The organism is Klebsiella sp. PL-2018, from assembly GCF_019048985.1.
GTDB classification, from domain to species: domain Bacteria; phylum Pseudomonadota; class Gammaproteobacteria; order Enterobacterales; family Enterobacteriaceae; genus Klebsiella; species Klebsiella michiganensis.
In genome coordinates this window covers 608,782-634,279 of sequence record NZ_CP077673.1, presented here as the reverse complement: position 1 = coordinate 634,279, position 25,498 = coordinate 608,782, and the positions used below count along the sequence as shown (strand labels likewise).

Annotated in this window: 23 protein-coding genes; 16 read left to right on the top strand and 7 right to left on the bottom strand. The window is 56.6% G+C overall.

The features are described 5' to 3' along the window. Positions 1-492: 492 nt before the first annotated feature. A complete protein-coding gene (locus tag MKleb_RS02970; protein ID WP_014227681.1) occupies positions 493-2,406 on the top strand; it encodes a bifunctional 5-dehydro-2-deoxygluconokinase/5-dehydro-2-deoxyphosphogluconate aldolase in 1,914 nt (637 codons plus the stop codon). A 151-nt stretch (positions 2,407-2,557) separates the two neighbouring features. Next, a complete protein-coding gene (locus MKleb_RS02965; protein ID WP_004098142.1) occupies positions 2,558-3,415 on the top strand; it encodes a MurR/RpiR family transcriptional regulator in 858 nt (285 codons plus the stop codon). A 547-nt stretch (positions 3,416-3,962) separates the two neighbouring features. Here the strand turns inward: MKleb_RS02965 and iolB are convergent. Further along, positions 3,963-4,772 carry a 5-deoxy-glucuronate isomerase gene (gene iolB / locus MKleb_RS02960; protein ID WP_025107465.1) on the bottom strand — a complete coding sequence of 270 codons (810 nt, stop codon included), beginning with the start codon at positions 4,770-4,772 and terminating at the stop codon, positions 3,963-3,965. An 18-nt stretch (positions 4,773-4,790) separates the two neighbouring features. After that, positions 4,791-6,296 (bottom strand): CoA-acylating methylmalonate-semialdehyde dehydrogenase, encoded by a 1,506-nt coding sequence (locus tag MKleb_RS02955; protein WP_025107464.1) that lies wholly within the window; start codon positions 6,294-6,296, stop codon positions 4,791-4,793. 361 nt (positions 6,297-6,657) lie between these two features. On the opposite strand from MKleb_RS02955, the gene MKleb_RS02950 reads away from it, so the two are divergent. Continuing rightward, positions 6,658-7,479 (top strand): TIM barrel protein, encoded by an 822-nt coding sequence (locus MKleb_RS02950; RefSeq protein WP_025107463.1) that lies wholly within the window; start codon positions 6,658-6,660, stop codon positions 7,477-7,479. Between the two features lie 86 nt (positions 7,480-7,565). Further along, positions 7,566-9,068, top strand: coding sequence for a helicase HerA-like C-terminal domain-containing protein (locus MKleb_RS02945; protein ID WP_025107462.1), 1,503 nt, complete (start codon positions 7,566-7,568; stop codon positions 9,066-9,068). Between the two features lie 41 nt (positions 9,069-9,109). Here MKleb_RS02945 and lptG read toward each other — a convergent pair whose 3' ends face one another. Together lptG and lptF are read right to left on the bottom strand one after the other, a co-directional pair. Further along, the gene (gene lptG, locus MKleb_RS02940; RefSeq protein WP_014227676.1) at positions 9,110-10,192 is read right to left on the bottom strand and encodes an LPS export ABC transporter permease LptG; all 1,083 of its coding nucleotides are present in this window, start codon (positions 10,190-10,192) and stop codon (positions 9,110-9,112) included. Then, the gene (lptF, locus tag MKleb_RS02935; protein WP_025107461.1) at positions 10,192-11,289 is read right to left on the bottom strand and encodes an LPS export ABC transporter permease LptF; all 1,098 of its coding nucleotides are present in this window, start codon (positions 11,287-11,289) and stop codon (positions 10,192-10,194) included. Before lptF ends, lptG begins: the two co-directional genes overlap by 1 nt. Before the next feature lie 393 nt (positions 11,290-11,682). On the opposite strand from lptF, the gene pepA reads away from it, so the two are divergent. From pepA to MKleb_RS02910, 5 genes are all read left to right on the top strand, one after another. Then, positions 11,683-13,194: a leucyl aminopeptidase gene (pepA, locus tag MKleb_RS02930; protein ID WP_004098131.1), complete on the top strand. Its 1,512-nt coding sequence runs from the start codon at positions 11,683-11,685 to the stop codon at positions 13,192-13,194. Positions 13,195-13,316: 122 nt separating this feature from the next. Continuing rightward, entirely contained in the window at positions 13,317-13,760 is a 444-nt protein-coding gene (holC, locus tag MKleb_RS02925; RefSeq protein ID WP_004098129.1) for a DNA polymerase III subunit chi, read from the top strand. Then, entirely contained in the window at positions 13,760-16,615 is a 2,856-nt protein-coding gene (locus MKleb_RS02920; protein WP_004098127.1) for a valine--tRNA ligase, read from the top strand. The genes holC and MKleb_RS02920 overlap by 1 nt, the downstream gene beginning before the upstream one ends. Before the next feature lie 122 nt (positions 16,616-16,737). Further along, positions 16,738-17,241, top strand: a complete 504-nt coding sequence (locus tag MKleb_RS02915; RefSeq protein ID WP_004098126.1) for a GNAT family N-acetyltransferase — start codon at positions 16,738-16,740, stop codon at positions 17,239-17,241. A gap of 152 nt (positions 17,242-17,393) precedes the next feature. After that, a complete protein-coding gene (locus MKleb_RS02910; RefSeq protein WP_025107460.1) occupies positions 17,394-18,416 on the top strand; it encodes an alpha/beta hydrolase in 1,023 nt (340 codons plus the stop codon). A gap of 40 nt (positions 18,417-18,456) precedes the next feature. On the opposite strand, the gene miaE is transcribed toward MKleb_RS02910, so the two are convergent. Further along, positions 18,457-19,215, bottom strand: a complete 759-nt coding sequence (gene miaE, locus MKleb_RS02905) for a tRNA isopentenyl-2-thiomethyl-A-37 hydroxylase MiaE (protein ID WP_014227673.1) — start codon at positions 19,213-19,215, stop codon at positions 18,457-18,459. Between the two features lie 52 nt (positions 19,216-19,267). Next, a complete protein-coding gene (gene rraB / locus MKleb_RS02900; protein ID WP_004098122.1) occupies positions 19,268-19,693 on the bottom strand; it encodes a ribonuclease E inhibitor RraB in 426 nt (141 codons plus the stop codon). 99 nt (positions 19,694-19,792) lie between these two features. Here rraB and argL point away from each other — a divergent pair, with 99 nt between their 5' ends. Next, positions 19,793-19,888 carry a putative translational regulatory protein ArgL gene (argL, locus tag MKleb_RS30275; RefSeq protein WP_370798676.1) on the top strand — a complete coding sequence of 32 codons (96 nt, stop codon included), beginning with the start codon at positions 19,793-19,795 and terminating at the stop codon, positions 19,886-19,888. Further along, entirely contained in the window at positions 19,858-20,862 is a 1,005-nt protein-coding gene (gene argF, locus MKleb_RS02895; RefSeq protein ID WP_014227672.1) for an ornithine carbamoyltransferase, read from the top strand. The genes argL and argF overlap by 31 nt, the downstream gene beginning before the upstream one ends. A gap of 111 nt (positions 20,863-20,973) precedes the next feature. Here the strand turns inward: argF and MKleb_RS02890 are convergent, their stop codons facing one another. Continuing rightward, the gene (locus tag MKleb_RS02890) at positions 20,974-21,426 is read right to left on the bottom strand and encodes a YhcH/YjgK/YiaL family protein (RefSeq protein WP_014227671.1); all 453 of its coding nucleotides are present in this window, start codon (positions 21,424-21,426) and stop codon (positions 20,974-20,976) included. A 192-nt stretch (positions 21,427-21,618) separates the two neighbouring features. On the opposite strand from MKleb_RS02890, the gene MKleb_RS02885 reads away from it, so the two are divergent. The 5 genes from MKleb_RS02885 (at position 21,619) to ridA (ending at position 25,432) form a co-directional block, all read left to right on the top strand. Beyond that, positions 21,619-21,723 carry a pyrBI operon leader peptide gene (locus MKleb_RS02885; protein WP_072351778.1) on the top strand — a complete coding sequence of 35 codons (105 nt, stop codon included), beginning with the start codon at positions 21,619-21,621 and terminating at the stop codon, positions 21,721-21,723. 36 nt (positions 21,724-21,759) lie between these two features. Beyond that, entirely contained in the window at positions 21,760-22,695 is a 936-nt protein-coding gene (pyrB, locus tag MKleb_RS02875; RefSeq protein ID WP_014227670.1) for an aspartate carbamoyltransferase, read from the top strand. A gap of 11 nt (positions 22,696-22,706) precedes the next feature. Further along, on the top strand, positions 22,707-23,168 hold the full coding sequence (gene pyrI, locus MKleb_RS02870; protein WP_004098115.1) for an aspartate carbamoyltransferase regulatory subunit: 462 nt from the start codon (positions 22,707-22,709) through the stop codon (positions 23,166-23,168). 259 nt (positions 23,169-23,427) lie between these two features. Beyond that, a complete protein-coding gene (gene gbpA / locus MKleb_RS02865) occupies positions 23,428-24,891 on the top strand; it encodes an N-acetylglucosamine-binding protein GbpA (protein WP_217076434.1) in 1,464 nt (487 codons plus the stop codon). A 154-nt stretch (positions 24,892-25,045) separates the two neighbouring features. After that, positions 25,046-25,432: a 2-iminobutanoate/2-iminopropanoate deaminase gene (ridA, locus tag MKleb_RS02860; RefSeq protein ID WP_009652347.1), complete on the top strand. Its 387-nt coding sequence runs from the start codon at positions 25,046-25,048 to the stop codon at positions 25,430-25,432. Positions 25,433-25,498 lie beyond the last annotated feature (66 nt).

Genomic DNA, 25,498 nt, shown 5'->3' with positions numbered 1-25,498 from the left:
TGGGTTCGCGTTTTGCCCTGCACAGCGATACAGCGATGAGTCAGGGAAATCGTTAACGTCACTGGAATACTTCTGGATTATAGGCAAACATTTTTTTCATTAAATAGAAATACAGAAGAAATATTTCATTTTGCGAGAGCGATCAAACTCTCTATGCATTTCACCCGTTTCATTCGCATCCTGTATACGGGATAACGCGCAAATTACGCGGCCCACCTCTTAATATCCCCTTAAAAATCATAGGTAAAGACCGCGTCTAAACGGGCTCCAGTTCAACTTTCAGCCGCAGCCCAGGATCCGAGGCAGAATGAGGCTCAGCGCGGCATAGTGGTATATCCCTCACATTTTTGGTTTTTTAATTTCGATCTAGTTTGCAAATGAAATATTTATTTCTCAAACTAGAGATAACCAATAACCCTCAGGCTGTTTTCGGAGACGCTGTCGGTATCCCGACTCTTCCGTACAGCAGAAATGCAAAAGGAAACCCTAGCTATGAATGCAGCAGTAAAGCGACTCGACGTCATCTGTATTGGCCGGGTGGCAGTCGATCTCTATGCCCAGCAGATTGGCGCGAGGCTGGAAGATGTCGCCAGTTTTTCTAAATACCTGGGTGGCTCTTCCGGCAACGTCGCCTTCGGCACCGCCATTCAGGGATTAAAATCGGCAATGCTCGCTCGCGTGGGCGATGAGCATAATGGTCGTTTTCTACGCGAAACCCTGAGCCGCGCCGGCGTCGATACCGAATATCTGATCACCGATAAGCAGCGCCTGACGGCGTTAGTGATGCTGGGGATTAAAGATCAGGAGACGTTTCCGCTGATCTTTTACCGCGATAACTGCGCCGACATGGCCCTTTCGCCAGAAGATATTAAGGAAGAGTACATCGCCTCTTCCCGGGCGCTGGCGGTAACCGGCACCCACCTTTCGCACGCCAACACGCGCGAAGCGGTGCTGAAGGCGCTGGAGTACGCCCGCCGCCACGGCCTGCGTACCGCGCTGGATATCGACTATCGTCCGGTGCTTTGGGGGTTAACGTCTTTAGGCGACGGTGAAACGCGTTTCATTGAATCCGGCCAGGTGACCAGCCAGCTGCAGGAAGTCCTGCATCTGTTCGATTTAGTGGTGGGGACAGAAGAGGAGTTTCATATTGCCGGCGGCAGCACCGATACCCTGACCGCGCTGAAAAACGTGCGTAACGCCACGAAAGCGACGCTGGTTTGCAAGCGCGGTCCGATGGGCTGCGTGGTGCTGGAAGGCGCTATTCCCGACAGCTGGGATAGCGTGCCGCTGCAGCAGGGCGTACGCGTAGACGTGCTTAACGTCCTGGGCGCGGGCGATGCCTTTATGTCCGGCCTGCTGCGCGGCTGGCTTAACGATGAAGGCTGGGAGCAGGCCTGCCGCTACGCTAACGCCTGCGGCGCGCTGGTGGTTTCACGCCACGGCTGCGCGCCCGCAATGCCGACCAAAGCCGAGCTTGACGACTATCTGTCGCGGGCAGAATCGGTGCCGCGTCCGGATATCGACGATCGTCTCAACCATCTCCATCGCGTCACCAGCCGCCGCCAGGCATGGCCGGAGCTGTGCATTTTCGCCTTTGACCACCGTAAACAGCTGGCAGATCTGGCGCTGGAAACCGGGCGTGATGAATCCTGCATTCCGCAGCTGAAGCTGCTGCTGCTGGCGGCCGCGGAAGCCGCCGCAGACGAAGCCGGTCTTGACGGTCGCAGCGGCATCCTCGCCGATGGCACCTACGGCCAGCGCTCGCTCAATGCTATCACCGGCAAGGGCTGGTGGATTGGTCGACCGATTGAAATGCCGAGCTCGCGCCCGCTGCGCCTGGAACATGGCAACATCGGTTCCCAGCTGATCGACTGGCCGCTGGAGCACGTGGTGAAATGCCTGGTCTTCTATCATCCGGCCGATCCGGCCGAGCTGCGCGCCGAACAGGATGCGCTGCTGCTGGAGGTCTGGCAGGCGTGCAACAAGTCCGGGCATGAGCTGCTGCTGGAAATCATCCTGCCGGAAAACGGCCCGGATAAAGATGAACGCCACTACCACGACATGCTGGAGCACTTCTATCAGCTGGGCATCCAGCCGGACTGGTGGAAGCTGCCGCCGCTGTCGAGCGCGGAATGGGAAAGGATTGGCAAACTGATTGCACGCGAAGATAGCTGGTGCCGCGGGATCTTAATCCTCGGCCTGGACGCCCCTTCGGACCGTCTGCGCGCCGGTTTTGCCGAAGCGGCGAAGCATCCGATGATCAAAGGTTTTGCCGTAGGACGCACCATTTTTGGCCAGCCTTCACGGCGCTGGATGCAGGGAGAGCTCAGCGACGAAGCGCTGATTAACGAAGTGAAACGCAACTACCTCACGCTCATCGGCTACTGGCGAGAAGCCCGCGGCTGATTCCGCCCAGGCCCGCATCCTCTTCAGAAGATGCGGGCTTTTTTCTGGATCTTCGTGAAATGAATCGCGTATTTCATCGTAGTAAATGAAAAATTCGCTTCATTTGATACACTGGAAATTATATTCCTTTCATTTTCTCAGAGCGCAATCTATGGCCAATAATCCGACCCAACTTACCATCTTGCAGGATGAAATCAGGCGTCGCTACGACACGTTAAGCAAACGCCTGAAACAGGTAGCCCGCTATATTCTCGATAACAGCAATAGCGTGGCTTTCGACACAGTGGCCTCTATCGCACAACAAGCTGACGTCCCCCCTTCCACGCTGATCCGCTTCGCTAACGCCTTTGGTTTTAGCGGCTTCAACGAAATGAAGCAGATGTTCAAGCAGCACCTGATGGAAGAGACGGCTAACTATACCGAGCGCGCGCGTCTGTTCCGCCAGACCACCACGGATGACGCAACCCCGCCGGAAACGCCGACCGAAATCCTGAATATGTTCACCATGGTCAATACCCAGGCGCTGCAGCAGCTGGCGATGCAGACCTCCGGCGACGATCTGCAGCGCGCGGTCGCGCTGCTGGCGGAAGCGGAGAATATCTACGTTATTGGCCTGCGCCGCTCCTTTAGCGTCGCCTCCTATCTGACCTACGCCCTGCGCCATCTGGACCGTAAAGCGTTCCTGATTGACGGTCTGGGCGGCATGTTTACCGAGCAGCTGAGCCTGGTCGGGCCGAAAGATGTCGTGGTGGCGGTGAGCTTCTCTCCGTATGCGCGGGAAGTGGTTGAACTGGTGGAGCTCGGCGCGCAGCGTAAAGCACGACAGATAGCGATTACCGACAGCCAGGTCAGCCCGCTAGCGGCCTTCAGCGACGTCTGCTTTGTGGTGCGCGAGGCGCAGGTTGATGGTTTCCGCTCGCAGGTGGCCTCGCTGTGCCTGGCCCAGACGCTGGCGGTCTCGCTGGCGCTGAACAGCAGCAAAGATGCAGAGACGAAGCAGCTGGCTTAAATTTTTCATGCCTCCCGGATGGCGACGTAAACGTCTTATCCGGGCTACTTGTCCGCAGATGACGGTAAATCCGTAGCACGGCTAAGCGCAGCGCGAGCCAGGGTGCAGCTGGCTTAAGTTTTTCATGACTCCCGGATGGCAATGTACACGTCTTATCCGGGCTACTTGTCCGCAGATGACGGTAAACCCGTAGCCCGGCTAAGCGCAGCGCGAGCCGGGGGTGCAGCTGGCTTAAGCTTTTCATTATTCCCGGATTGCGACATAAACGTCTTACCCGGGCTACTTGTCCGCAGACGACGGTAAACCAGTAGCCCGGCTAAGCGCAGCGCGAGCCGGGGTGCAGCTGGCTTAAATTTTTCATGTCTACGGATGGCGACATAAACATCTTACCCGGGCTACTTGTCCGCAGACGACGGTAAACCCGTAGCCCGGCTAAGCGCAGCGCGAGCCGGGGATGTGGCAGAATTTCGACGACGATCTTATTCGGGTAACAGGATCAAAAAGGCCGGCTAGCATGGCTAACCGGCCTTTTTATCCTCAACCGATGCTAATCGTGGCGGGGATAATCAGGGCTATTGATCCACGCGTGATCCTCTTCCCAGGTAAACATCCATTTGCGATCCGGGCCGGCCATCACGTTCAGATAGTAGCTGTCATATCCGGCAATCGCCGCCACCGGATGATAGCCGCGCGGCACCATGACCACATCGTGGTTGTAGGGGGCCATGCAGGCATCAAGGCTGCGGTCATCGGTATAGACGCGCTGGAAGGCAAAACCCTGCGGCGGATCGAAACGGTGATAGTAGGTCTCTTCCAACTGGGTTTCCTGGCCCGGCAGCGCCGTGTCGTGCTTGTGCGACGGCCATGAGCTGGTCGCCCCTTCCTCGGTGTAAACCTCCACCACCAGCAGGCAGTCCGCCTGCGCGCTATCCGGCAGAATATTGTGCACCAGCCGCTGGTTACGCCCTTTACCGCGATGCTCTACGCCCACGTCCTGCGGGGAGATAACCCGTGCAGGGAAGGTTCCTTTACCCGGGGCGCTGCATACGGCCAGCTCGAGGTCAGAATCTGCCGTCACTTCGACTTTATCCTGCGGCGGCACGTAGACTGACCAGGGCGGCGTCCGCTCAAACGGCGACATACGCTGGCCGAGGTTCGGGAAATCCGCCTGCGTGGTTTTTACCGAAGCCAGGCCGGCAACCAGCACCAGGCACAGCTCGCGATCGCCGCTTTCCAGGGTGACGGTTTGCCCTTTCTTTAACATCCAGACATCAAAACCAATGTACTTCCACCCCGCGCTCTGCGGGGTGATGTGCTGAATCTGCCCTTCTTTTTTTGCTTTAGCCAGTAAAGACATGGCGCTCTCCTTCGCCGATTAGCCTAACGTCGGCATACTGAATTCAGATACGGTTTGCTGACCCTGCGGCCAGCGGACGGTGGCGGTTTTCATACGCGTATAGAAGCGCACGCCGTCCGGGCCATGGACGTTCAGTGCGCCGAATACGGAGCGTTTCCAGCCGCCAAAGCTATGGAAGGCCATTGGAACGGGTACCGGTACGTTGACCCCAACCATTCCGGCCTGGACATCATGGACAAATTCACGCGCGGTGTGGCCGTTGCTGGTAAAGACGGCGCTACCGTTGCCGAACTCATGGCTGTTCACCAGCTCCAGCGCGCTGTGGTAATCCGCCACGCGAACAATCCCCAGCACCGGGCCAAAAATCTCTTCGCGCCAGATAGTCATCTCCGGCGTGACGTTGTCGAACAGCGTTCCGCCGACATAGTATCCCTCTTCAAACCCGGGCACCTGCGGCTTGCGTCCGTCAACCACCAGCGTCGCCCCCTCGCTGACCCCTTTATCAATATATCCCAGCACTTTTTTCTGATGGGTATCGGAGACGACCGGCCCCATTTCGTTCTCTTCTTTTCCGCGCATACAGCCCGGCCCAACCTTCAGGGATTCCACCAGCGGCTTCAGGCGCGCAATCAGTTTATCCGCCGTTTCATCACCCACGGCGACCACCACCGGCAGCGCCATGCAGCGCTCGCCCGCCGAGCCGAACGCGCCGCCCATAATGGCATTCACGGTGGCATCCAGATCGGCATCCGGCATCACAATCGCGTGGTTTTTCGCCGCGCCAAACGCCTGTACCCGCTTGCCATAAGCGCTGGCGGTTTTATAAATATGCTCCGCCACGCCGGAAGATCCGACAAAGCTTACCGCCGCGATCCGCGGGTCCCGGTATAGCTGCTCGGCATCTTCGTTGCTGCAGTGCACGACGTTAAAGACGCCATCCGGCAGACCCGCTTGTTTCAGCAATTCCGCCAGACGCACCGCGGCAGTAGGCGCCAGCGCTGGCGGCTTCAGGACAAAGCTGTTGCCGCAGGCCAGCGCCAGCGGGAACATCCACATCGGTACCATCGCCGGGAAGTTGAACGGCGTAATGCCCGCTACCACGCCCAGCGGCTGCATCAGAGAATAGCTATCAACGCCGGTGCCGACATCCGATGAGAACTCCCCTTTGATCAGGTGCGGAATACCGCAGGCAAACTCAACGACTTCCATGCCGCGCGTCAGCTCCCCCATCGCGTCGGAAAACACTTTACCGTGTTCGCTGACGATAATCCCCGCCAGCTCTTCAGCGTGCTGTTCCAGTAACATTTTAAAATTGAACATCACGCGGGCGCGGCGCAGCGGCGTGGTGCGCGACCAGCATTCAAAAGCATCACGCGCCACCTGAATGGCGTCAGAGACTTCCTGCGCGGTCGATAGCGTGACTTCGCGGACCACTTTGCCCGTCGCGGGGTCGAAAACCGGCATTGTTTTGCTGCTGCCGCTGGTAACGGTTTTCCCGCCAATAAAGTTTCCTGTGATAGTCATGCTCTCGCCTCATCTGTATGGGGTATCGGGGGCCAACGCAGTACGGCCCATTACTGGATCTGCTGTGCTGTAACCGTAGTAAAATGAAATTAATATTTCAATATTGATGACTAGTGAAATTCTATTTTGGTGATGATGGTCGCAATTTCGTGTAAGAAATTGCCGGCTTGCGGACTAAAGCACGATAAAAAGAGTTGAGATTTAGCGCCACCTGCAACCCGTGCTCTTTAAAACGCAGCAGAAAAATATTTTGCGAGTCGGCTCAAAAAATCACCATTTCATACATTGCTAATTTTGGAATAAATGTTTTGACTATGAGGTATTCGAACGAATTCGATCCCTACGTTTCTGGAGAGTCAAAATGGCTATTGCATCGCAACGTTTCTGCATCAACCGCAAGATCGCCCCGTCACTCAGCATTGAGGCCTTTTTCCGGCTGGTGAACAGCCTGGGGCTGAACAAAGTCGAGCTACGTAACGACCTCCCCAGCGGAAAAGTAACCGACGACCTGAGCCACCAGCAGGTGCGGGAGCTGGCTGACCGCTACCATATTGAGATCCTCACTATCAATGCGGTCTACCCCTTCAACTGCCGCACCGCAGAGGTTCGTAGCCTGACGGAGTCATTGCTGAAAGAAGCCAAAGCCGTTGGTGCCAAATCGCTGGTGCTGTGCCCGCTGAACGATGGTACCGAGGTTCCGGCGAGCGAAACCCTTAACGCCCTGCGTGACCTGGCGCCGCTATTCGCCTTCTACGGTATTCAGGGGCTGGTGGAGCCGCTCGGTTTCCCGCAGAGCTCGCTCCGCTCCTCGGCGCAGGCGCAAACGCTGATCCACGACGCGCGGGTGCCGTTTAAGCTGCTGATAGATACCTTCCATCATCATCTTTATCCGCAGGCGGAGCAGGAGTTTAACCAGGTGGATATCGGCGAAATCGGTCTGATCCATCTTTCCGGCGTAGAGGATACCCGCCCGCGCGAAGCCCTTACCGACAATGAGCGCATCATGCTGACCGCAAAAGACCAGCTGCAAAGCTGCGAGCAGGTCAAAAACCTGGAGGCGCGCGGCTATCAGGGCGTGTATGCGTTCGAACCCTTCGCGCCGGAATTGGCAAACTGGAGCGAAGACGATATCCGCCGCGAAATCGAGCAGAGCATCGCGTTAATTCAGCGCCACTGCGCCTGACGTGAATAAGCGAAGGCGCGCGTGATTTCCCTCCTTTTGCTATCAGGTTGCCTATACTCGCAGCAGGATAAATGGAGAAATCGCTCATGAGCTCACCTCTGCTGATTGCACGCACGCTGGATAAACAGCTGCATTTACTGCCCGCTATGGCCAACCGCCACGGCTTGATTACCGGCGCCACGGGGACCGGTAAAACCGTCACTCTGCAAAAGCTGGCGGAGTCTTTCTCGGAAATCGGCGTTCCGGTATTTATGGCCGATGTGAAAGGCGACCTCACCGGTATCGCCGAGTCGGGCCAAAGTTCGGAAAAGCTGCAGGCGCGTCTGGAAAAAATCGGCGCAACGGACTGGCAGCCGCACGCCAATCCGGTGGTGCTATGGGATATTTTTGGCGAAAAAGGCCACCCGGTTCGCGCCACGGTTTCCGATCTCGGGCCGCTGCTGCTGGCTCGCCTGCTTAACCTCAATGAGGTTCAGTCCGGGGTGCTGAATATCATCTTCCGTATCGCCGACGATCGCGGGCTGCTGCTGCTCGACTTTAAAGACCTGCGCGCCATAACCCAATACATTGGCGACAACGCCAAAGCGTTTCAGAACCAGTACGGCAACATCAGCAGCGCCTCCGTTGGGGCGATTCAGCGCGGATTATTAACCCTGGAGCAGCAGGGCGCGGAGCACTTTTTCGGCGAACCTATGCTCGATATCCAGGACTGGATGCGCGTCGACGCTGAGGGTAAAGGGGTGATTAATATCCTGAGCGCCGAAAAGCTTTACCAGATGCCGAAGCTGTACGCCGCCAGCCTGCTGTGGATGCTCTCCGAGCTTTACGAACGCCTGCCGGAGGCCGGTGACCAGGAGAAGCCAAAGCTGGTCTTTTTCTTTGATGAAGCGCATCTGCTGTTTAACGATGCGCCGCAGGTGCTGCTGGATAAAATCGAGCAGGTCATCCGCCTGATTCGTTCTAAAGCCGTCGGGGTCTATTTTGTTTCACAAAACCCGGCGGACATTCCCGATGCGGTTCTCGGTCAGCTGGGTAATCGCGTGCAGCACGCCCTGCGCGCCTTCACGCCGAAAGACCAAAAAGCGGTAAAAACCGCCGCGCAGACCATGCGCGCGAATCCCGCGTTCAGTACCGAACAGGCGATCCAGGAGCTGGGCACCGGCGAGGCGCTGATCTCCTTTCTTGATGAGAAAGGCAGCCCTTCGATAGTGGAACGCGCGATGGTTATCGCCCCCTGCTCGCGTATGGGGCCGGTCACCGATGACGAACGTAACGGGCTGCTTAACCACTCGGCGCTGTACGGAAAATATGAAGAAGAGATCGACCGTGAATCGGCCTTTGAAATGCTGCAACAGGGCGTTCAGAGCACAACGGAGCAGCAGCAATCACCGCCCGCAAAAGGCCAGCAAAACGGCGATGACGACGGTCTGCTCGGCGGGCTCAAAGACATTCTGTTCGGCACCACCGGGCCGCGCGGCGGCAAACGCGACGGCATTGTGCAAACGGCAGCGAAGAGCGCGGTGCGTCAGGTCACCAACCAGATAGTCAGGGGAATGCTGGGAAGCTTACTTGGCGGGCGGAAACGCTAAAAAAAGCCCCCTTTCTGAATTCAGGAAGGGGGCGCGTGACGTCAGGTTTTACGCATCATCAGCCAGAGGCTCAGCAAGAAGAAGCTGGCGCTCGGCAACAGCGCTCCGATAATCGGCGGAATGCCGTACACCAGGGTGAGCGGGCCGAAAATCTGGTCCAGCACGTAGAAGATAAAGCCGAAGCTGATCCCGGTCACCACTCTGACGCCCATCGGTACGCTACGCAGCGGGCCGAAGATAAACGACAGCGCCATCAGCATCATCACCGCCACCGACAGCGGCTGGAAGATTTTGCTCCACATATTGAGCTGATAGCGGCCCGGATCCTGACCGCTGGACTTCAGATAGGTAACATAGTTGTGCAGGCCGCTGATGGACAGCGCGTCCGGGTCCAGCGCCACCACGCCGAGCTTGTCCGGCGTCAGGTTGGTCTTCCAGGTCCCGCTAACCGTCTGCGTTCCGGTGACCTGTTTCGGGTCAGTCAGGTTGGATTCATCCACCTGCGACAGCCGCCAGAGCTTATTCTCAGTGTCGAACTTTGCCGAAGCGGCATAGCGAACGGACTGTAAGCGGCGCTGGTCGTTAAAGGCGTAAATGCTCACCCCGCCCAGCTCATCGTTGCCTTTTACCCGCTCGATATACACAAAGTTATGGCCGTCTTTCGCCCATAGCCCCTGCTGAGTGGAAAGCAGCGAACCGCCGTACATCTGCTGAGCACGATAGTTACGCGCCATCTGTTCGCCCTGCGGGGCAACCCACTCGCCCATCGCCATGGTCAGCAGCACCAGCGGAATCGCGGTTTTCATCACCGACAGCGCCACCTGCAAACGGGTAAAGCCGGAAGCCTGCATCACCACCAGTTCGCTGCGCTGCGCCAGCATCCCCAGCCCCAGCAGCGCGCCGAGCAGCGCCGCCATCGGGAAGAAGATTTGGATATCTTTCGGCACGCTGAGAATCGTGTAGATTCCGGCCCCCAGCGCATCATAGTTGCCCTGCCCGGCCTTTTTCAGCTGGTCGACAAACTTGATGATGCCCGAGAGGGAAACCAGCATGAACAGAGTCATCATGATGGTATTGAAAATCGTCTTACCGATATAACGGTCAAGTACCCCAAACGCCTGCATCACGCCGCTCCTTTGTTAAAACGGGCACGGAAGCGGCGCATCGGCACCGTATCCCACAGGTTCAACAGCACGGCCAACGAGAAATAGAGCAGGTTTACCGCCCACATCCAGACCATCGGATCCATTTTACCTTTACCGCCGCTCGATTTAATCGACGTTTGCAGCAGGAAGAACACCAGATAGAGCAGCATCGCCGGCAGCATCGACAGCACGCGGCCCTGGCGCGGGTTCACCACGCTGAGCGGCACCACCATCAGGGCCATGATGAACACCGTTGCCACCAGCGTGAAGCGCCAGTGCAGCTCCGCCCGGGCGCGATCGGTATCGGTATGCCACAGGGTGCGCATATCCATCTGCTCGGTATCGTTCGGGTCGGAGGCCACCGCCTGATGGCCGACTATCGCCTGATAGTTTTTGAAGTCGGTAATGCGGAAGTCGCGCAGCATCGCGGTGCCTTCAAAGCGGGTGCCCTGATTCATGGTCACCACCTGCGAGCCGTCTTTACGCAGCGAGAGCTCGCCGGTATCCGCGACCACCACCGACGGGCGCGCATTGCCTCGCGGCCGCAGCTGAGCAAGGAACACGTCGCTGAAGCGGTTGCCGTTGACGTTCTCAATAAACAGCACCGCGCTGCCGTCGCTGGCCTGCTGGAACTGGCCCTGAGCCAGCGCCGCCATGCCGGGGTTCGCTTTCGCCTCCGCCAGCACTTCATCCTGGTGACGAGAAGACCAGGGGCCGGCCCACATCACGTTGACCGCCGCGACGACGCCCGTAAAGAGCGCCAGGATCATGGCGGCTTTCACCAGCACGGCTTTACTCAGGCCGCAGGCGTGCATCACCGTAATTTCGCTTTCGGTATACAGTTTGCCCAGCGTCATCAGCAGCCCGAGGAATAAGCTCAGGGGCAGAATAAGCTGCGCCATTTCAGGTACGCCCAGCCCTAACAGCGAGAGAACCAGATTTGTCGGGATATCGCCATCAACAGCGGCGCCGAGGATCCTGACCAGTTTCTGACAAAAGAAAATGAGCAGCAGGATGAATAGGATCGCCAACTGGCTTTTCAGCGTCTCACGAACCAGATATCTTATGATTATCACTATAAATACGCCCGTAAAAACCCGTTTTATTGCAGGAAAATTGCTTGTTTCATGGCTTAAACGTCATTTATTCTCTTTGGTCGTCGAAAACATCGCTAAGATTAAATGACTCGCTGGTTCTGCGTATCAGGATCTTTTCTGACGAACCAAGGCCGTAATAACGTTAAGATTAACACGAAGTCACCACAACAGCGGACATGAGTTACGAAAGCTTTCAATTTCTATACTCTATGGATTTCGAGTTGCAGGCAGGCGGCAAGACTGTGAAGCCCCGGAGCTTACATCAGGTAAGTGACAGGGGTGAGCAGGCGCAGCCAACGCATCTGCAACTTGAAAGACGACGAGTATATCTGTAGCCACCACTGTTGTCTTTAAGATTCAGGAGCATAGTGCATGGAGTTCAGTGTAAAAAGCGGTAGCCCGGAGAAGCAGCGGAGCGCCTGTATCGTGGTCGGCGTCTTTGAACCACGTCGCCTCTCCCCCATCGCCGAACAGCTTGATAAAATTAGCGACGGTTATATCAGCGCCCTGCTGCGTCGCGGCGAGCTGGAAGGCAAACCTGGCCAGACTTTATTGCTGCACCATGTGCCGAACATTCTGTCAGAGCGCATTCTGCTTATTGGTTGCGGCAAAGAGCGCGAGCTGGATGAACGTCAGTACAAGCAGGTCATTCAGAAAACAATCAATACGCTGAATGATACCGGCTCAATGGAAGCCGTCTGCTTCCTGACCGAGCTGCACGTCAAAGGCCGCAATAACTACTGGAAAGTGCGTCAGGCGGTCGAGACCGCCAAAGAGACGCTGTACAGCTTTGACCAGTTGAAAACCAACAAAAGCGAGCCGCGTCGCCCGCTGCGTAAAATGGTCTTCAACGTCCCAACCCGTCGCGAGCTGACCAGCGGCGAACGCGCTATTCAGCACGGTCTGGCGATTGCTGCCGGCATCAAAGCGGCGAAAGATCTCGGCAATATGCCGCCAAATATCTGTAATGCCGCCTATCTGGCCTCTCAGGCGCGCCAGCTGGCCGATACCTACAGTAAGAACGTCATTACCCGCGTTATCGGCGAACAGCAGATGAAAGAGCTGGGAATGAACTCCTATCTGGCGGTCGGCAACGGTTCGCAAAATGAATCGCTGATGTCGGTTATTGAATATAAAGGCAACCCGGCGGAAGACGCGCGCCCTATCGTGCTGGTGGGTAAAGGTCTGACCTTTGACTCCGGCGGCATCTCCATCAAGCCTTCCGAAGGCATGGACGAGATGAAATACGACATGTGCGGCGCGGCGGCGGTGTACGGCGTGATGCGTATGGTTGCCGAACTTCAGCTACCGCTGAACGTTGTCGGCGTGCTGGCCGGATGTGAAAACATGCCGGGCGGCCGCGCCTATCGTCCAGGCGACGTGTTGACCACGATGTCCGGGCAAACGGTGGAAGTGCTGAACACCGATGCCGAAGGGCGTCTGGTGCTGTGCGATGTGCTGACCTACGTTGAGCGCTTCGAGCCGGAAACCGTTATCGACGTGGCCACGCTGACCGGCGCCTGCGTGATTGCGCTGGGCCACCACATCACCGGTCTGATGTCGAACCACAACCCGCTGGCCCACGAGCTGATCGGCGCGTCCGAACTGGCGGGCGATCGCGCATGGCGTCTGCCGCTTGGCGACGAGTTCCAGGAGCAGCTGGAGTCTAACTTTGCGGATATGGCCAATATCGGCGGCCGTCCCGGCGGGGCGATTACCGCGGGCTGCTTCCTGGCGCGCTTTACCCGCAAGTACAACTGGGCGCACCTGGATATCGCCGGTACCGCGTGGCGTTCCGGGAAAGCCAAAGGCGCGACCGGTCGTCCGGTGGCGATGCTGTCGCAGTTCCTGCTCAACCGCGCCGGATTTACCGGCGAAGAGTAATTGCCGTCTGATGCCCGGTGGCGTTACGCTTGCCGGGCCAACGAAAAGATGCCGTTTATAGGCCGGGTCAGCGTAGCGCCGCCCGGCTTAAGCATTTAAAGTCACCACAAGAAGCCCCATATATGAAAAACGCAACGTTCTATCTTCTGGACAATGATACGCAACAAGACGGCCTGAGCGCCGTTGAACAACTGGTGTGTGACATTGCCGCAGAACGTTGGCGCAGCGGCAAGCGGGTACTCATCGCCTGTGAAGATGAGCAGCAGGCCATTCGTCTGGACGAAGCGCTCTGGGCTCGACCCGCGGAAAGTTTCGTTCCGCATAATCTGGCGGGAGAAGGTCCGCGCGGCGGCGCGCCGGTGGAGATTGCCTGGCCGCAAAAGCGCAACAGCAGCCCGCGGGATATTCTGATTAGCCTGCGGCTAAACTTTGCAGATTTTGCCACCGCTTTCACAGAAGTGATAGACTTCGTCCCTTATGAAGATTCTTTGAAACAACTGGCGCGCGAACGCTATAAAGCGTACCGCATGGCTGGTTTCAACCTGAACACGGCAACCTGGAAATAATGGAAAAGACATACAACCCCCAAGATATCGAACAGCCGCTTTACGAGCACTGGGAAAAGCAGGGCTATTTCAAACCCAATGGCGACGAAAGCCAGGAAAGTTTCTGCATCATGATCCCGCCGCCGAACGTCACCGGCAGTTTGCATATGGGTCATGCCTTCCAGCAAACCATCATGGATACCATGATTCGCTACCAGCGCATGCAGGGTAAAAACACCCTGTGGCAGGCCGGTACCGACCACGCGGGTATCGCTACCCAGATGGTGGTTGAGCGTAAGATTGCCGCCGAAGAAGGTAAAACCCGCCACGACTACGGTCGCGACGCCTTTATCGATAAAATCTGGCAGTGGAAAGCGGAATCCGGCGGCACCATTACCCGTCAGATGCGCCGCCTGGGCAACTCCGTGGACTGGGAGCGCGAGCGCTTCACCATGGACGAAGGCCTGTCCAACGCCGTAAAAGAAGTCTTTGTCCGCCTGTACAAAGAAGATCTGATCTACCGCGGTAAGCGCCTGGTCAACTGGGACCCGAAACTGCGCACCGCCATCTCCGATCTGGAAGTGGAAAACCGCGAGTCTAAAGGCTCGATGTGGCATATCCGCTATCCGCTGGCCGACGGCGCGAAAACCGCTGACGGTAAAGATTATCTGGTCGTCGCCACCACCCGTCCGGAGACGGTGCTGGGCGATACCGGCGTGGCCGTTAACCCGGAAGATCCGCGCTATAAAGACCTTATCGGCAAATTCGTGATCCTGCCGCTGGTTGACCGCCGCATTCCGATTGTGGGCGATGAACACGCCGATATGGAAAAGGGCACCGGCTGCGTGAAGATCACCCCGGCGCACGACTTTAACGACTATGAAGTGGGCAAGCGTCATGCGCTGCCGATGATCAACATCCTGACCTTTGACGGCGACATCCGCGAAACCGCGGAAGTTTACGACACCAAAGGCAACGAGTCCGATGTCTACTCAAACGCCATCCCGGCGGAGTTCCAGAAGCTGGAGCGCTTTGCCGCGCGTAAAGCGGTGGTTGCCGCTATCGACGCCCTGGGCCTGCTGGACGAGATTAAACCGCACGATCTGACCGTCCCGTACGGCGACCGCGGCGGCGTGGTGATTGAGCCGATGCTGACCGACCAGTGGTACGTCCGCGCCGACGTGCTGGCTAAACCGGCGGTTGAAGCGGTGGAGAACGGCGACATCCAGTTCGTGCCGAAGCAGTACGAAAACATGTACTTCTCCTGGATGCGCGATATTCAGGACTGGTGTATCTCCCGCCAGCTGTGGTGGGGTCACCGCATCCCGGCATGGTACGACAACGACGGCAACGTCTACGTTGGCCGCACCGAAGACGAAGTGCGTCAGGAAAATAACCTGGGTGCCGACGTGGCGCTGCGCCAGGACGAAGACGTTCTCGATACCTGGTTCTCCTCCGCGCTGTGGACCTTCTCCACCCTCGGCTGGCCGGAAAACACCGATGCCCTGCGTCAGTTCCACCCGACCAGCGTGATGGTTTCCGGCTTCGACATCATCTTCTTCTGGATTGCCCGCATGATCATGATGACCATGCACTTCATCAAAGATGAAAACGGCAAGCCGCAGGTGCCGTTTAAAACCGTCTATATGACCGGTTTGATCCGCGATGACGAAGGCCAGAAGATGTCCAAATCGAAGGGCAACGTTATCGACCCGCTGGATATGGTCGACGGCATTTCCCTGCCGGAGCTGCTGGAAAAACGCACCGGTAACATGATGCAGCCGCAGCTGGCGGAAAAAATCGCCAAACGCACCGAGAAGCAGTTCCCGAACGGTATTGAGCCGCACGGTACCGACGCCCTGCGCTTTACCCTGGCGGCGCTGGCCTCTACCGGCCGCGATATCAACTGGGATATGAAGCGTCTGGAAGGTTACCGTAACTTCTGCAACAAGCTGTGGAACGCCAGCCGCTTTGTGCTGATGAATACCGAAGATCAGGATTGCGGCTTTAACGGCGGCGAGATGACCCTGTCGCTGGCGGACCGCTGGATCCTGGCGGAATTCAACCAGACCATCAAAGCCTACCGCGAGGCGCTGGACGGCTTCCGCTTCGATATTGCCGCAGGCATTCTGTACGAGTTCACCTGGAACCAGTTCTGCGACTGGTATCTGGAGCTGACCAAGCCGGTAATGAACGGCGGTTCCGAGTCTGAGCTGCGCGGCACCCGTCACACGCTGGTGACCGTTCTGGAAGGTCTGCTGCGCCTGGCGCACCCAATTATTCCGTTCATCACCGAGACCATCTGGCAGCGCGTGAAGGTCATTTGCGGTATCACTGCCGATACCATCATGCTGCAGCCGTTCCCGCAGTACGATGCGTCTCAGGTTGACGAAGCGGCGCTGGCCGATACCGAATGGCTGAAGCAGGCGATCGTCGCCGTGCGTAACATCCGTGCGGAAATGAACATCGCCCCAGGTAAGCCGCTGGAGCTGCTGCTGCGCGGCTGCAGCGAAGCCGCAATTCGTCGCGTGAACGACAACCGCAGCTTCCTGCTGAACCTGGCGCGTCTGGAAAGCATCACCGTGCTGCCTGCCGATGATAAAGGTCCGGTTTCCGTGACCAAAATTATCGACGGCGCCGAGCTGCTGATCCCGATGGCTGGCCTTATCAATAAAGAAGATGAGCTGGCGCGCCTCGCTAAAGAGGTGACCAAAATCGAAGGCGAGATTGGCCGCATCGAAAGCAAACTCTCCAACGAAGGCTTTGTGGCGCGCGCGCCGGAAGCGGTGATCGCCAAAGAGCGTGAGAAGCTGGAAGGTTACGCGGAAGCAAAAGCGAAGCTGATTGAGCAGCAGGCGATTATCGCCGCGCTGTAATTCACTCGCCCCTTATCCATTCGGATAAGGGGCGTTTTCTGTGAAAGATCCTCGCTTGCACTCTCCCCTCCCGCAGTGTTATTAACAACATTATCCGTCATTATTTTGCAATGAGTCTTCACATGAATACGAGCGCAACCCTACCGCTAACCCTGCGCCGCATCACGGCTAATGATAATCCGGCGATTGCCGCTGTTATCCGCCAGGTCTCCGCTGAATATGGTCTGACCGCCGACAAAGGCTATACGGTAGCCGATCCGAATCTGGATGAACTCTATGAGCTTTATAGCCAGCCGGGTTCCGCCTATTGGGTCGTTGAGCAGAATGGTGAAGTGGTGGGCGGCGGCGGAGTGGCACCGCTCTCCTGCAGCGAGCCCGATATCTGCGAACTACAAAAAATGTATTTTATGACCTCCGCGCGCGGCCAGGGGCTGGCGAAAAAGCTGGCGCTGATGGCCCTTGATTACGCCCGCGAGCAGGGATTCAAACGCTGCTATCTGGAAACCACCGCCTTCCTGAAAGAAGCGGTCGGTTTATATGAGCACCTCGGCTTCGAGCATATTGCTGAGCCGCTGGGCTGCACCGGCCACGTTGACTGCGAAGTCAGGATGTTGAAAGTGCTGTAGCGCCCGCAAAACGGCGACGTTGATTAATCGAAAAAATGCATGGTTTTCATGCAAAAAGAGCGTTATTCACCGCCCGTTTTCGCTAATACACTCTTCGAGCATTTGATCTTTTCGCCTGCCGCCGCGGCAGGCTTTGCTCAGGATAGAACATCATGAAAAAACTCCCCCTCCTGCTCACCGGCGGCCTGCTGCTTGCCGGCATGGCTTCCTGCGTTAACGCCGGCGAACTTGCTGGCAATACCGAAGGCGCTCAGGTCATTCGCGTGGAAAAAACCCGGGGCCGTATCGATGCGCTCAACGATATCGTTTATAGCCAGGTAAAAAGCACCGTCGCCGTTCGTCAGCTGCATATGTCTTTACTGGTACCGCGTAATGGCGATCTGAAACCGGCAATCATCTATTTCCCCGGCGGCGGTTTCACCAGCGCGGCCTGGAATAAGTTTATCGAGATGCGTATGGCGCTGGCGGCGGCGGGATTCGTCGTCGCGGCGGCGGAATACCGTACGGTTCCCGACACCTTTCCGGCCCCGGTTATCGATGGTAAAGCCGCCGTTCGCTATCTGCGCGAACATGCCGCGGAATACGGTATAGACCCGTCGCGTATTGGCGTGCTGGGGGATTCCGCAGGCGGCTATATGGCGCAGATGCTGGCGCTCACCAACGGTGACAAAACGTTCGATCGTGGCGATAACCTGGCGCAATCCTCGGACGTGCAGGCCGCCGCCACGCTGTACGGTATTTCGAACCTGTTGAATATCGGCGAAGGTTTTCCGCAGGCGATTCAAAAAGTGCACCAGTCGCCGGCGGTCACTGAAGCACTGCTGGTACACGGTAGCGCCTTTCGCGACTGGCCGGGAGCGACGATTGACAGCGATCCGCAAAAAGCCCTGGCGGCCAGCCCGATGGGCCATATCAGCGGTAAAAAGCCGCCGTTTTTAATTATGCACGGCAGCGCCGACACCCTGGTTTCACCGGTACAAAGTCAACAGCTCTATCGCGCGCTGAAAAAGGAGGGCAACCCGGCCGATTACGTGTTGCTGGCGGGCGCGGAGCACGGCGATGACAGCTGGTATCAGAAGCCGGTTATTGAACGGGTGGTGAACTGGTTTAAAGCGACCCTCGGCGCGCCCAAAGCCGCCGCGACGGCAGAGAAAGACAAAAACGCCAATCTGTAATGGATCGTCAGGCCGCGGCGGTGAAGCGGCGGCCTGACGCTCAGGCGGGCACGCCGCTGTGAAAACGAAACTCCGCTTCAGGCGCGTTAATAAGCGCCGCTTCCGCTTCGCCAAGCTGGCGCACGCGTTCGCTGATATCGTCCTGGGCGATTCTCTGCGCCAGGTCCAGATAGTCCTGATAGTGGCGCGCTTCGGAACGCAGCAGCGACAGATAAAACTTCTGCAGATCGTCATCCAGCCATGGCGCCAGCGCGGCAAAACGCTCGCAGGAGCGGGCTTCAATATAGGCTCCGCAGATGAGTTTATCGATCAGCATGACCGGTTCGTGAGAACGCACTTCCCGGCGCAGCCCGCGGGCATAGTTGCTGGCGGTGATTTTGACGTACGGGATTTCGCGGGAAAGCATGATTTCCCTCACCTGCCAGAAGTGATGCAGCTCCTCTTTGATCAGCAGAATCATGCTGTCGAGTAGCTGACGTCCCCAGGGATCGTCGGTCTGCGGCATGGCGCTTTTATTTATCTGCTTATGCAGCGCGACGAAATCCGGCTCCGGCCCCCAGCGGTAGGTGAAGTCCTCATACGGCTTCAGGCAGGCCAGCAGCTCATCCGCGTCCGCTTTATCCGCGACGTATCGACGCACCAGCAGCATAGCGTTTTGCGCCGCTTTCAGCTCGCACACCATATGGTCGGTCAACAGCAGCGGGAGGTTTTCCGGTTTACGGGCTTCATCAATCCACGCCTGAGGAGTTGGGCAATGCAGAAAGCTTAAAATCGGGGCGAGTATTTGCGGGTAATCCATTAAAATTCCTTGCTATACGGCGGCATACCGCACCGCCGTATACCTCTGCTACTTAGTGGCGAACGCCGTCATCGTCTTCATCAACCAGATCTTCGTCGTCGTCACCTTCTTCGTCTTCCCCGTTCGGATCTTCGTAGTAGGTGCCCCAGCCGTCGTATTCAACGTCGTATTTTTCCGCCAGGGTCATCAGCTGCTCAACCTGGGCGTCAATCAGCTCGGCATTCAGCGCGGATTCGCTGAGAATATCGCAGCAAATCACGGTATCGCCCTCTTCGACTTCCAGCTCTTCCGGCTCAGTCACTTCGTAGCCCAGCTTGAAGGCCTCGACCGCCACTTTCTCCAGCGTTTCGAAATCATCGGCAGAGAGATGATGCTCAATGGTGTACAGCGCGTCAGGATCGCTGCCGTCTTCGAGCAGCTCTTCAATAATCAGGCGCGTTTCTTCACGCTGTTCTTCCAGTAATTCCGGGTTTGCCATGGCTCGTTCCTCATAATGTGTCGCGGATGCTTCTATTGTCACATACCGCCGTGATTGCCTCCACCTTCTGAGCGAAAGATTTATGACACGGGGTTGCAAATGAATATTCATACATATAAAGTGAATTTTAATTCAACAAATGGCTTGAGCCATGTGAGGGAACCATGTCCGCGTTTTATCAGAAGCATTTTTTAAAGTTGCTCGATTTTACCCCCGCCGAAATCACCGCTCTGCTTGAGCTGGCGGCCAGGCTTAAAGCTGATAAGAAAAACAATATTGAAATTCAGCATCTCACCGGCAAAAACATCGCGCTCATCTTCGAAAAAGACTCTACCCGCACCCGATGCTCTTTCGAAGTTGCCGCATTTGACCAGGGCGCTCGCGTCACCTGGCTCGGCCCCAGCGGCAGCCAGATTGGCCATAAAGAGTCGATTAAAGACACCGCCCGCGTGCTGGGGCGCATGTACGACGGTATTCAATATCGCGGCCACGGCCAGGAAGTGGTTGAAACCCTGGCCGAGTATGCCGGCGTTCCGGTATGGAACGGCCTGACCAACGAATTCCACCCCACCCAGCTGCTGGCGGACTTACTGACCATGCAGGAGCATCTGCCGGGCAAAGCCTTTAATCAGATGACCCTGGTCTACGCCGGCGATGCGCGGAATAATATGGGCAACTCTATGCTCGAAGCCGCCGCGTTGACCGGGCTGGATCTGCGTCTGGTCGCGCCAACCGCCTGCTGGCCGGAAGAGAAGCTGGTCGAGCAGTGCCGGGCGCTGGCGCAGAAAAACGGCGGCAATATTACGCTGACCGAAGATATTGCGGCGGGCGTGAAGGGCGCGGACTTTATCTATACCGACGTCTGGGTATCGATGGGCGAAGCCAAAGAGAAGTGGGCGGAGCGTATCGCGCTGCTGCGCGGGTATCAGGTAAATAGCGAGATGATGGCGCTGACCGGCAATCCGCAGGTGAAATTCCTCCACTGCCTGCCCGCGTTCCACGACGACCAGACCACGCTCGGCAAACAGATGGCGGCGGAGTACGGCCTGCATGGCGGTATGGAAGTGACCGACGAGGTATTTGAATCCGCGGCGAGCATCGTTTTCGACCAGGCGGAAAACCGCATGCATACCATCAAAGCGGTGATGGTGGCGACGCTGGGTAAGTAAGCGTTCCCGCGATATTTCCCCGGATTGCGCTGCGCTTATCCGGGCTACTCGCCCCCAAACCGCGCGGATCTGTAGCCCGGGCAAGGCGCCAGCCGCAGCCCGGGGTATTTTTTACGCCATCAGCATCTTCACTACCGCTTTGCGCACCTTCGCCGGCGTGCCCACGGCGCACAGCGGCTTATGCACTTCACCGGGATAGAACACCACAAAGTCGCCTTCGCTGAGGATGACGGTTTTTTCCTGCGCCCCCTCCGCCAGGAAAGCGATGTCTTTCTCCGCCAGCCAGTCGATATCCGGCGCGCCGGCAGGGAGAACGCTAAAGGTCATTCCTTCCTGGCCTTTCAGTACAATCTGGATGTCCAGGTAGCGGGCGTGATACTCGGCGCGGCGGTCGGCCATCGGCTCGGTGGTATCTTCGGAAATGAGATAGAACAGGTTGTTGCCGTCAATATCATGTTTACCCAGCGGCGTCGCGTCGGTGACATGCGCTTTAACATGTTCGATCGCCTCACGCAGAGACGCCGGCAACCCGCTTTGCAGATGGTGAATATTTCCAACGATCATAATAGCCCTCAAATATAAAACAGCTTTTCATTTCGAGTTTATACCCCCCATCCGACTGCCATACCACTTCTTTTTGCGGGTTTTTTGCGTTAACGCATGATTCCCCAGGCAAACGTTTACCTGTTTGTGGATTAATCGCTTGATCCGAAATATGAGCTGCGTATAATGCCACCCGTTTTGCCGGGAGGAATTATGGTTCAGTGTGTACGACATCGCGTCTTACCGCGTCTGAAAACAGACGCTGGCCTGCCGTTTTTTCTTTCCGTTGCATCCGTATTCGTAAAGCCCCTTATTTAAGGGGCTTTTTTTTTGCCCAGGCGTCAGGAGATAAACATGGCTAACCCGCTATATCAAAAACATATCATTTCCATAAACGATCTCAGCCGCGAAGACCTTGAACTGGTACTGGCAACCGCAGCAAAACTCAAAGCCAATCCGCAGCCGGAGCTGCTCAAGCATAAAGTGATCGCCAGCTGCTTTTTTGAAGCGTCGACCCGCACCCGCCTGTCGTTTGAGACCTCCATGCACCGCCTGGGCGCCAGCGTGGTCGGTTTCTCAGACAGCAGCAACACCTCGCTGGGCAAAAAAGGCGAAACCCTGGCCGATACCATCTCGGTCATCAGCACCTATGTCGATGCCATCGTCATGCGCCACCCGCAGGAGGGCGCGGCGCGTCTGGCGACCGAGTTCTCCGGCGGTATTCCGGTACTCAACGCCGGCGACGGCGCGAACCAGCATCCGACGCAGACCCTGCTGGATCTGTTCACCATTCAGGAGACCCAGGGCCGTCTGGAAAATCTTAACGTGGCGATGGTGGGTGACCTGAAATATGGCCGCACCGTTCACTCCCTGACCCAGGCGCTGGCGAAATTTAACGGCAACCGCTTCTACTTTATCGCCCCGGACGCGCTGGCCATGCCGCAGTACATCCTCGACATGCTCGACGAAAAAGGCATTGCCTGGAGCCTGCATAGCGCCATTGAAGAGGTGATGGAAGAGGTGGACATTCTGTATATGACCCGCGTGCAGAAAGAGCGCCTCGACCCGTCGGAATATGCCAACGTGAAGGCGCAGTTCGTCCTGCGCGCCGCCGACCTGGAAGGCGCGCGCGCGAACATGAAGGTGCTGCATCCGCTGCCGCGCATTGATGAAATCACCACCGATGTCGATAAAACGCCGCACGCCTGGTACTTCCAGCAGGCGGGTAACGGCATCTTCGCGCGCCAGGCGTTACTGGCGCTGGTACTGAATAGCGATCTGGCACTGTAAGGGGAAAAGAGATGACACACGACAATAAATTACAGGTAGAAGCCATCAAACGTGGCACCGTTATCGACCATATCCCGGCGCAGGTCGGCTTTAAGCTGCTGACCCTGTTCAAACTGACCGAAACGGATCAGCGCATCACCATCGGCCTGAACCTGCCGTCAGGCGAAATGGGCCGCAAAGATTTGATCAAAATTGAGAACACCTTCCTGACCGACGAGCAGGTCAACCAGCTCTCCCTGTACGCGCCGCAGGCCACGGTAAACCGCATTGATGAGTATGAAGTCGTCGGTAAATCCCGACCGAATCTGCCAGACCGTATTAACAACGTGCTGGTATGCCCGAACAGCAACTGTATTAGCCACGCCGAGCCGGTGTCCTCCAGCTTTGCGGTGAAGAAACGCGAAAACGATATCGCGCTGAAGTGCAAATATTGTGAAAAAGAATTTTCACATCATGTCGTGCTGGCAAATTAAATTCGCCAGGTTTTATCAGGAGCAGCCCGATAAACGGGACTGCTCCTGAACGATAATTTAAATCATCCGCACGGCCGTCAACTCACTGACCACGGGTCAGATAATCAACATTCATCAATTTCTCATCAACACGCCTCATAATTAAAAATAACAAACAATGAGATTAATCATTAAATATCACTGCTATTGAACCTGAATTTTCCCCTTCATACACTCCAGTGCGTTTTCCATTATTTAATCAATGTTCACAGGATGAATTATGAAAGTGAAAAAAATATCGTTATATACAGCAACATTATTATTTACCTCCTCAGCATTGGCGCACGGCTATGTGGAATCGCCGCCAAGTCGGGCGTACCAATGTCATTTAGGGAAAAACACCGACTGCGGTTCGGTGCAGTGGGAACCGCAAAGCGTCGAGCAAGCGAGCGGTTTTCCTGAAGGGGCAATGCCGCCTGATGGTAACCTGGCCAGCGCGGGTAAAAGCAACTTCTCGCAGCTAGATAGCCAGAGCCCGACTCGCTGGGCGAAAACCACGATAAAGAGCGGTAAAAATAATTTCGTCTGGCACCATTCTGCGCCGCATAGAACGACTAACTGGCGTTATTACATTACCAAACAGAACTGGGATCAAAATAAGCCGCTGACGCGCAGCGATTTTGAAACTAGGCCATTTTGTCAAATCGACGGTAATGGCGCGACGCCGGCTGTACAGGTCACGCACTCCTGTAATGTACCCGATCGCACCGGCTATCAGGTTATTTATGCCGTCTGGGAAATTGCCGATACGGCAAATAGTTTTTATCAGGCCATTGACGTTGATTTCGGCGGCGCCAGCGATGAAACGGAGAATGAATCCCTCTGGACAACGCAGCTCGCCGGCCAGCTTAGCGGGAAAGATCTCCATGCGGGAGATAAAGTCATTGCCCATTTCTTTAACGCGAGCGGTGAAGTTCATTCGCTACAAACGGAATTGACCATCGCCAGCGAAGCGCAAGGAAAAAGCAGCCAGTGGTCTTACGATCTGGCTGAAGCTATTAATACCGCGCACCAGGGCAAGCTGCGCGCCGGGGTAAAAGGGAGTGATGGCAACATTACCCCCCTCCACGGCGTTAACCAGGTGTATGTGCCAAAAGACAGCACCGTTCAAAGCGTTACGCTGACCTACGCCGAGTCGCAGTCAGACGATATCGTGGAAGAATCCCTGAGCGTCGCCAACGTTAACGCAACCAAAATCGCCAACGGGAAAGCGACGGTGACGTTCAACGCCACGGCCAGCGGCAAAATGCATCTCACCGCCACCGTCAACGACCATGCGGGCACGCAGAAAGGGAGCATTCAGCAGACGATAGATAATCGCTCCCTGACGGTATCTATTCCGCTGACCAACGTTCAGGCAGGTCATCATATGCTGCGCTACTCAGCCAGCAATGCGCAGGGCGCCACCCTCAGCCAGGGGGTCATTGACCTGATGCTGGAAGAGAGTACGGTTCAGCCGGATCCGACGCCTGCGCCTGCGGGGAACTACGACTATACCTTCCCGGATAACCTGAAAAGCTATAAGGCGGGAACGAAAGTCATGCAGCCTAAAAACGGCAAAGTGTACCAATGTCGCCCGTTCCCCTACAGCGGCTACTGCGTGCAGTGGAGCCAGTACGCCACTCAGTTCGAACCGGGTACAGGTTCTGACTGGACCATGGCATGGACGGAAGTCACCCACTAACTTCATCCTTCAGGCTCACGCCTTATGCGGATAGCGCGCTGCGTTATCCGCTTTTCTCCTTCGCAAAATGCGGCCTGCTTAATGATAAAGCAGCCAGCACTCTTTATAATGACCCACGCCAGTCAGATTACATTCACATATTTCAGGAGAACTCATGTCTAAAACTATCGCGACGGAAAATGCGCCAGCAGCCATCGGCCCGTACGTTCAGGGCGTTGATCTGGGTAACATGATCATCACTTCCGGCCAGATCCCGGTAGACCCGAAAACCGGTAGCGTGCCGGAAGATGTCGCCGCTCAGGCGCGTCAGTCTCTGGAGAACGTGAAAGCTATCGTCGAAGCCGCGGGCCTGAAAGTGGGCGATATCGTTAAAACCACCGTTTTCGTCAAAGACCTCAACGATTTCGCCACCGTTAACGCCACCTATGAAGCCTTCTTCACCGAGCACAACGCTACCTTCCCGGCGCGCTCCTGCGTGGAAGTGGCGCGTCTGCCGAAAGACGTAAAAATTGAGATCGAAGCGATCGCCATTCGTCGCTAATCGTAGACAGTATGAACAAAGGCAGCCCGTGGCTGCCTTTGTTGTTTCTGCAGGTAAAGCGCCTCG

Coding starts and splice junctions, on each gene's coding strand:
- MKleb_RS02970 (WP_014227681.1), top strand. CDS start 493: ATGAATGCAGCAGTAAAGCGACTCGACGTCATCTGTATTGGCCGGGTG.
- MKleb_RS02965 (WP_004098142.1), top strand. CDS start 2,558: ATGGCCAATAATCCGACCCAACTTACCATCTTGCAGGATGAAATCAGG.
- iolB (WP_025107465.1), bottom strand. CDS start 4,772: ATGTCTTTACTGGCTAAAGCAAAAAAAGAAGGGCAGATTCAGCACATC.
- MKleb_RS02955 (WP_025107464.1), bottom strand. CDS start 6,296: ATGACTATCACAGGAAACTTTATTGGCGGGAAAACCGTTACCAGCGGC.
- MKleb_RS02950 (WP_025107463.1), top strand. CDS start 6,658: ATGGCTATTGCATCGCAACGTTTCTGCATCAACCGCAAGATCGCCCCG.
- MKleb_RS02945 (WP_025107462.1), top strand. CDS start 7,566: ATGAGCTCACCTCTGCTGATTGCACGCACGCTGGATAAACAGCTGCAT.
- lptG (WP_014227676.1), bottom strand. CDS start 10,192: ATGCAGGCGTTTGGGGTACTTGACCGTTATATCGGTAAGACGATTTTC.
- pepA (WP_004098131.1), top strand. CDS start 11,683: ATGGAGTTCAGTGTAAAAAGCGGTAGCCCGGAGAAGCAGCGGAGCGCC.
- holC (WP_004098129.1), top strand. CDS start 13,317: ATGAAAAACGCAACGTTCTATCTTCTGGACAATGATACGCAACAAGAC.
- MKleb_RS02920 (WP_004098127.1), top strand. CDS start 13,760: ATGGAAAAGACATACAACCCCCAAGATATCGAACAGCCGCTTTACGAG.
- MKleb_RS02915 (WP_004098126.1), top strand. CDS start 16,738: ATGAATACGAGCGCAACCCTACCGCTAACCCTGCGCCGCATCACGGCT.
- MKleb_RS02910 (WP_025107460.1), top strand. CDS start 17,394: ATGAAAAAACTCCCCCTCCTGCTCACCGGCGGCCTGCTGCTTGCCGGC.
- miaE (WP_014227673.1), bottom strand. CDS start 19,215: ATGGATTACCCGCAAATACTCGCCCCGATTTTAAGCTTTCTGCATTGC.
- rraB (WP_004098122.1), bottom strand. CDS start 19,693: ATGGCAAACCCGGAATTACTGGAAGAACAGCGTGAAGAAACGCGCCTG.
- argL (WP_370798676.1), top strand. CDS start 19,793: ATGAATATTCATACATATAAAGTGAATTTTAATTCAACAAATGGCTTG.
- argF (WP_014227672.1), top strand. CDS start 19,858: ATGTCCGCGTTTTATCAGAAGCATTTTTTAAAGTTGCTCGATTTTACC.
- MKleb_RS02890 (WP_014227671.1), bottom strand. CDS start 21,426: ATGATCGTTGGAAATATTCACCATCTGCAAAGCGGGTTGCCGGCGTCT.
- MKleb_RS02885 (WP_072351778.1), top strand. CDS start 21,619: ATGGTTCAGTGTGTACGACATCGCGTCTTACCGCGTCTGAAAACAGAC.
- pyrB (WP_014227670.1), top strand. CDS start 21,760: ATGGCTAACCCGCTATATCAAAAACATATCATTTCCATAAACGATCTC.
- pyrI (WP_004098115.1), top strand. CDS start 22,707: ATGACACACGACAATAAATTACAGGTAGAAGCCATCAAACGTGGCACC.
- gbpA (WP_217076434.1), top strand. CDS start 23,428: ATGAAAGTGAAAAAAATATCGTTATATACAGCAACATTATTATTTACC.
- ridA (WP_009652347.1), top strand. CDS start 25,046: ATGTCTAAAACTATCGCGACGGAAAATGCGCCAGCAGCCATCGGCCCG.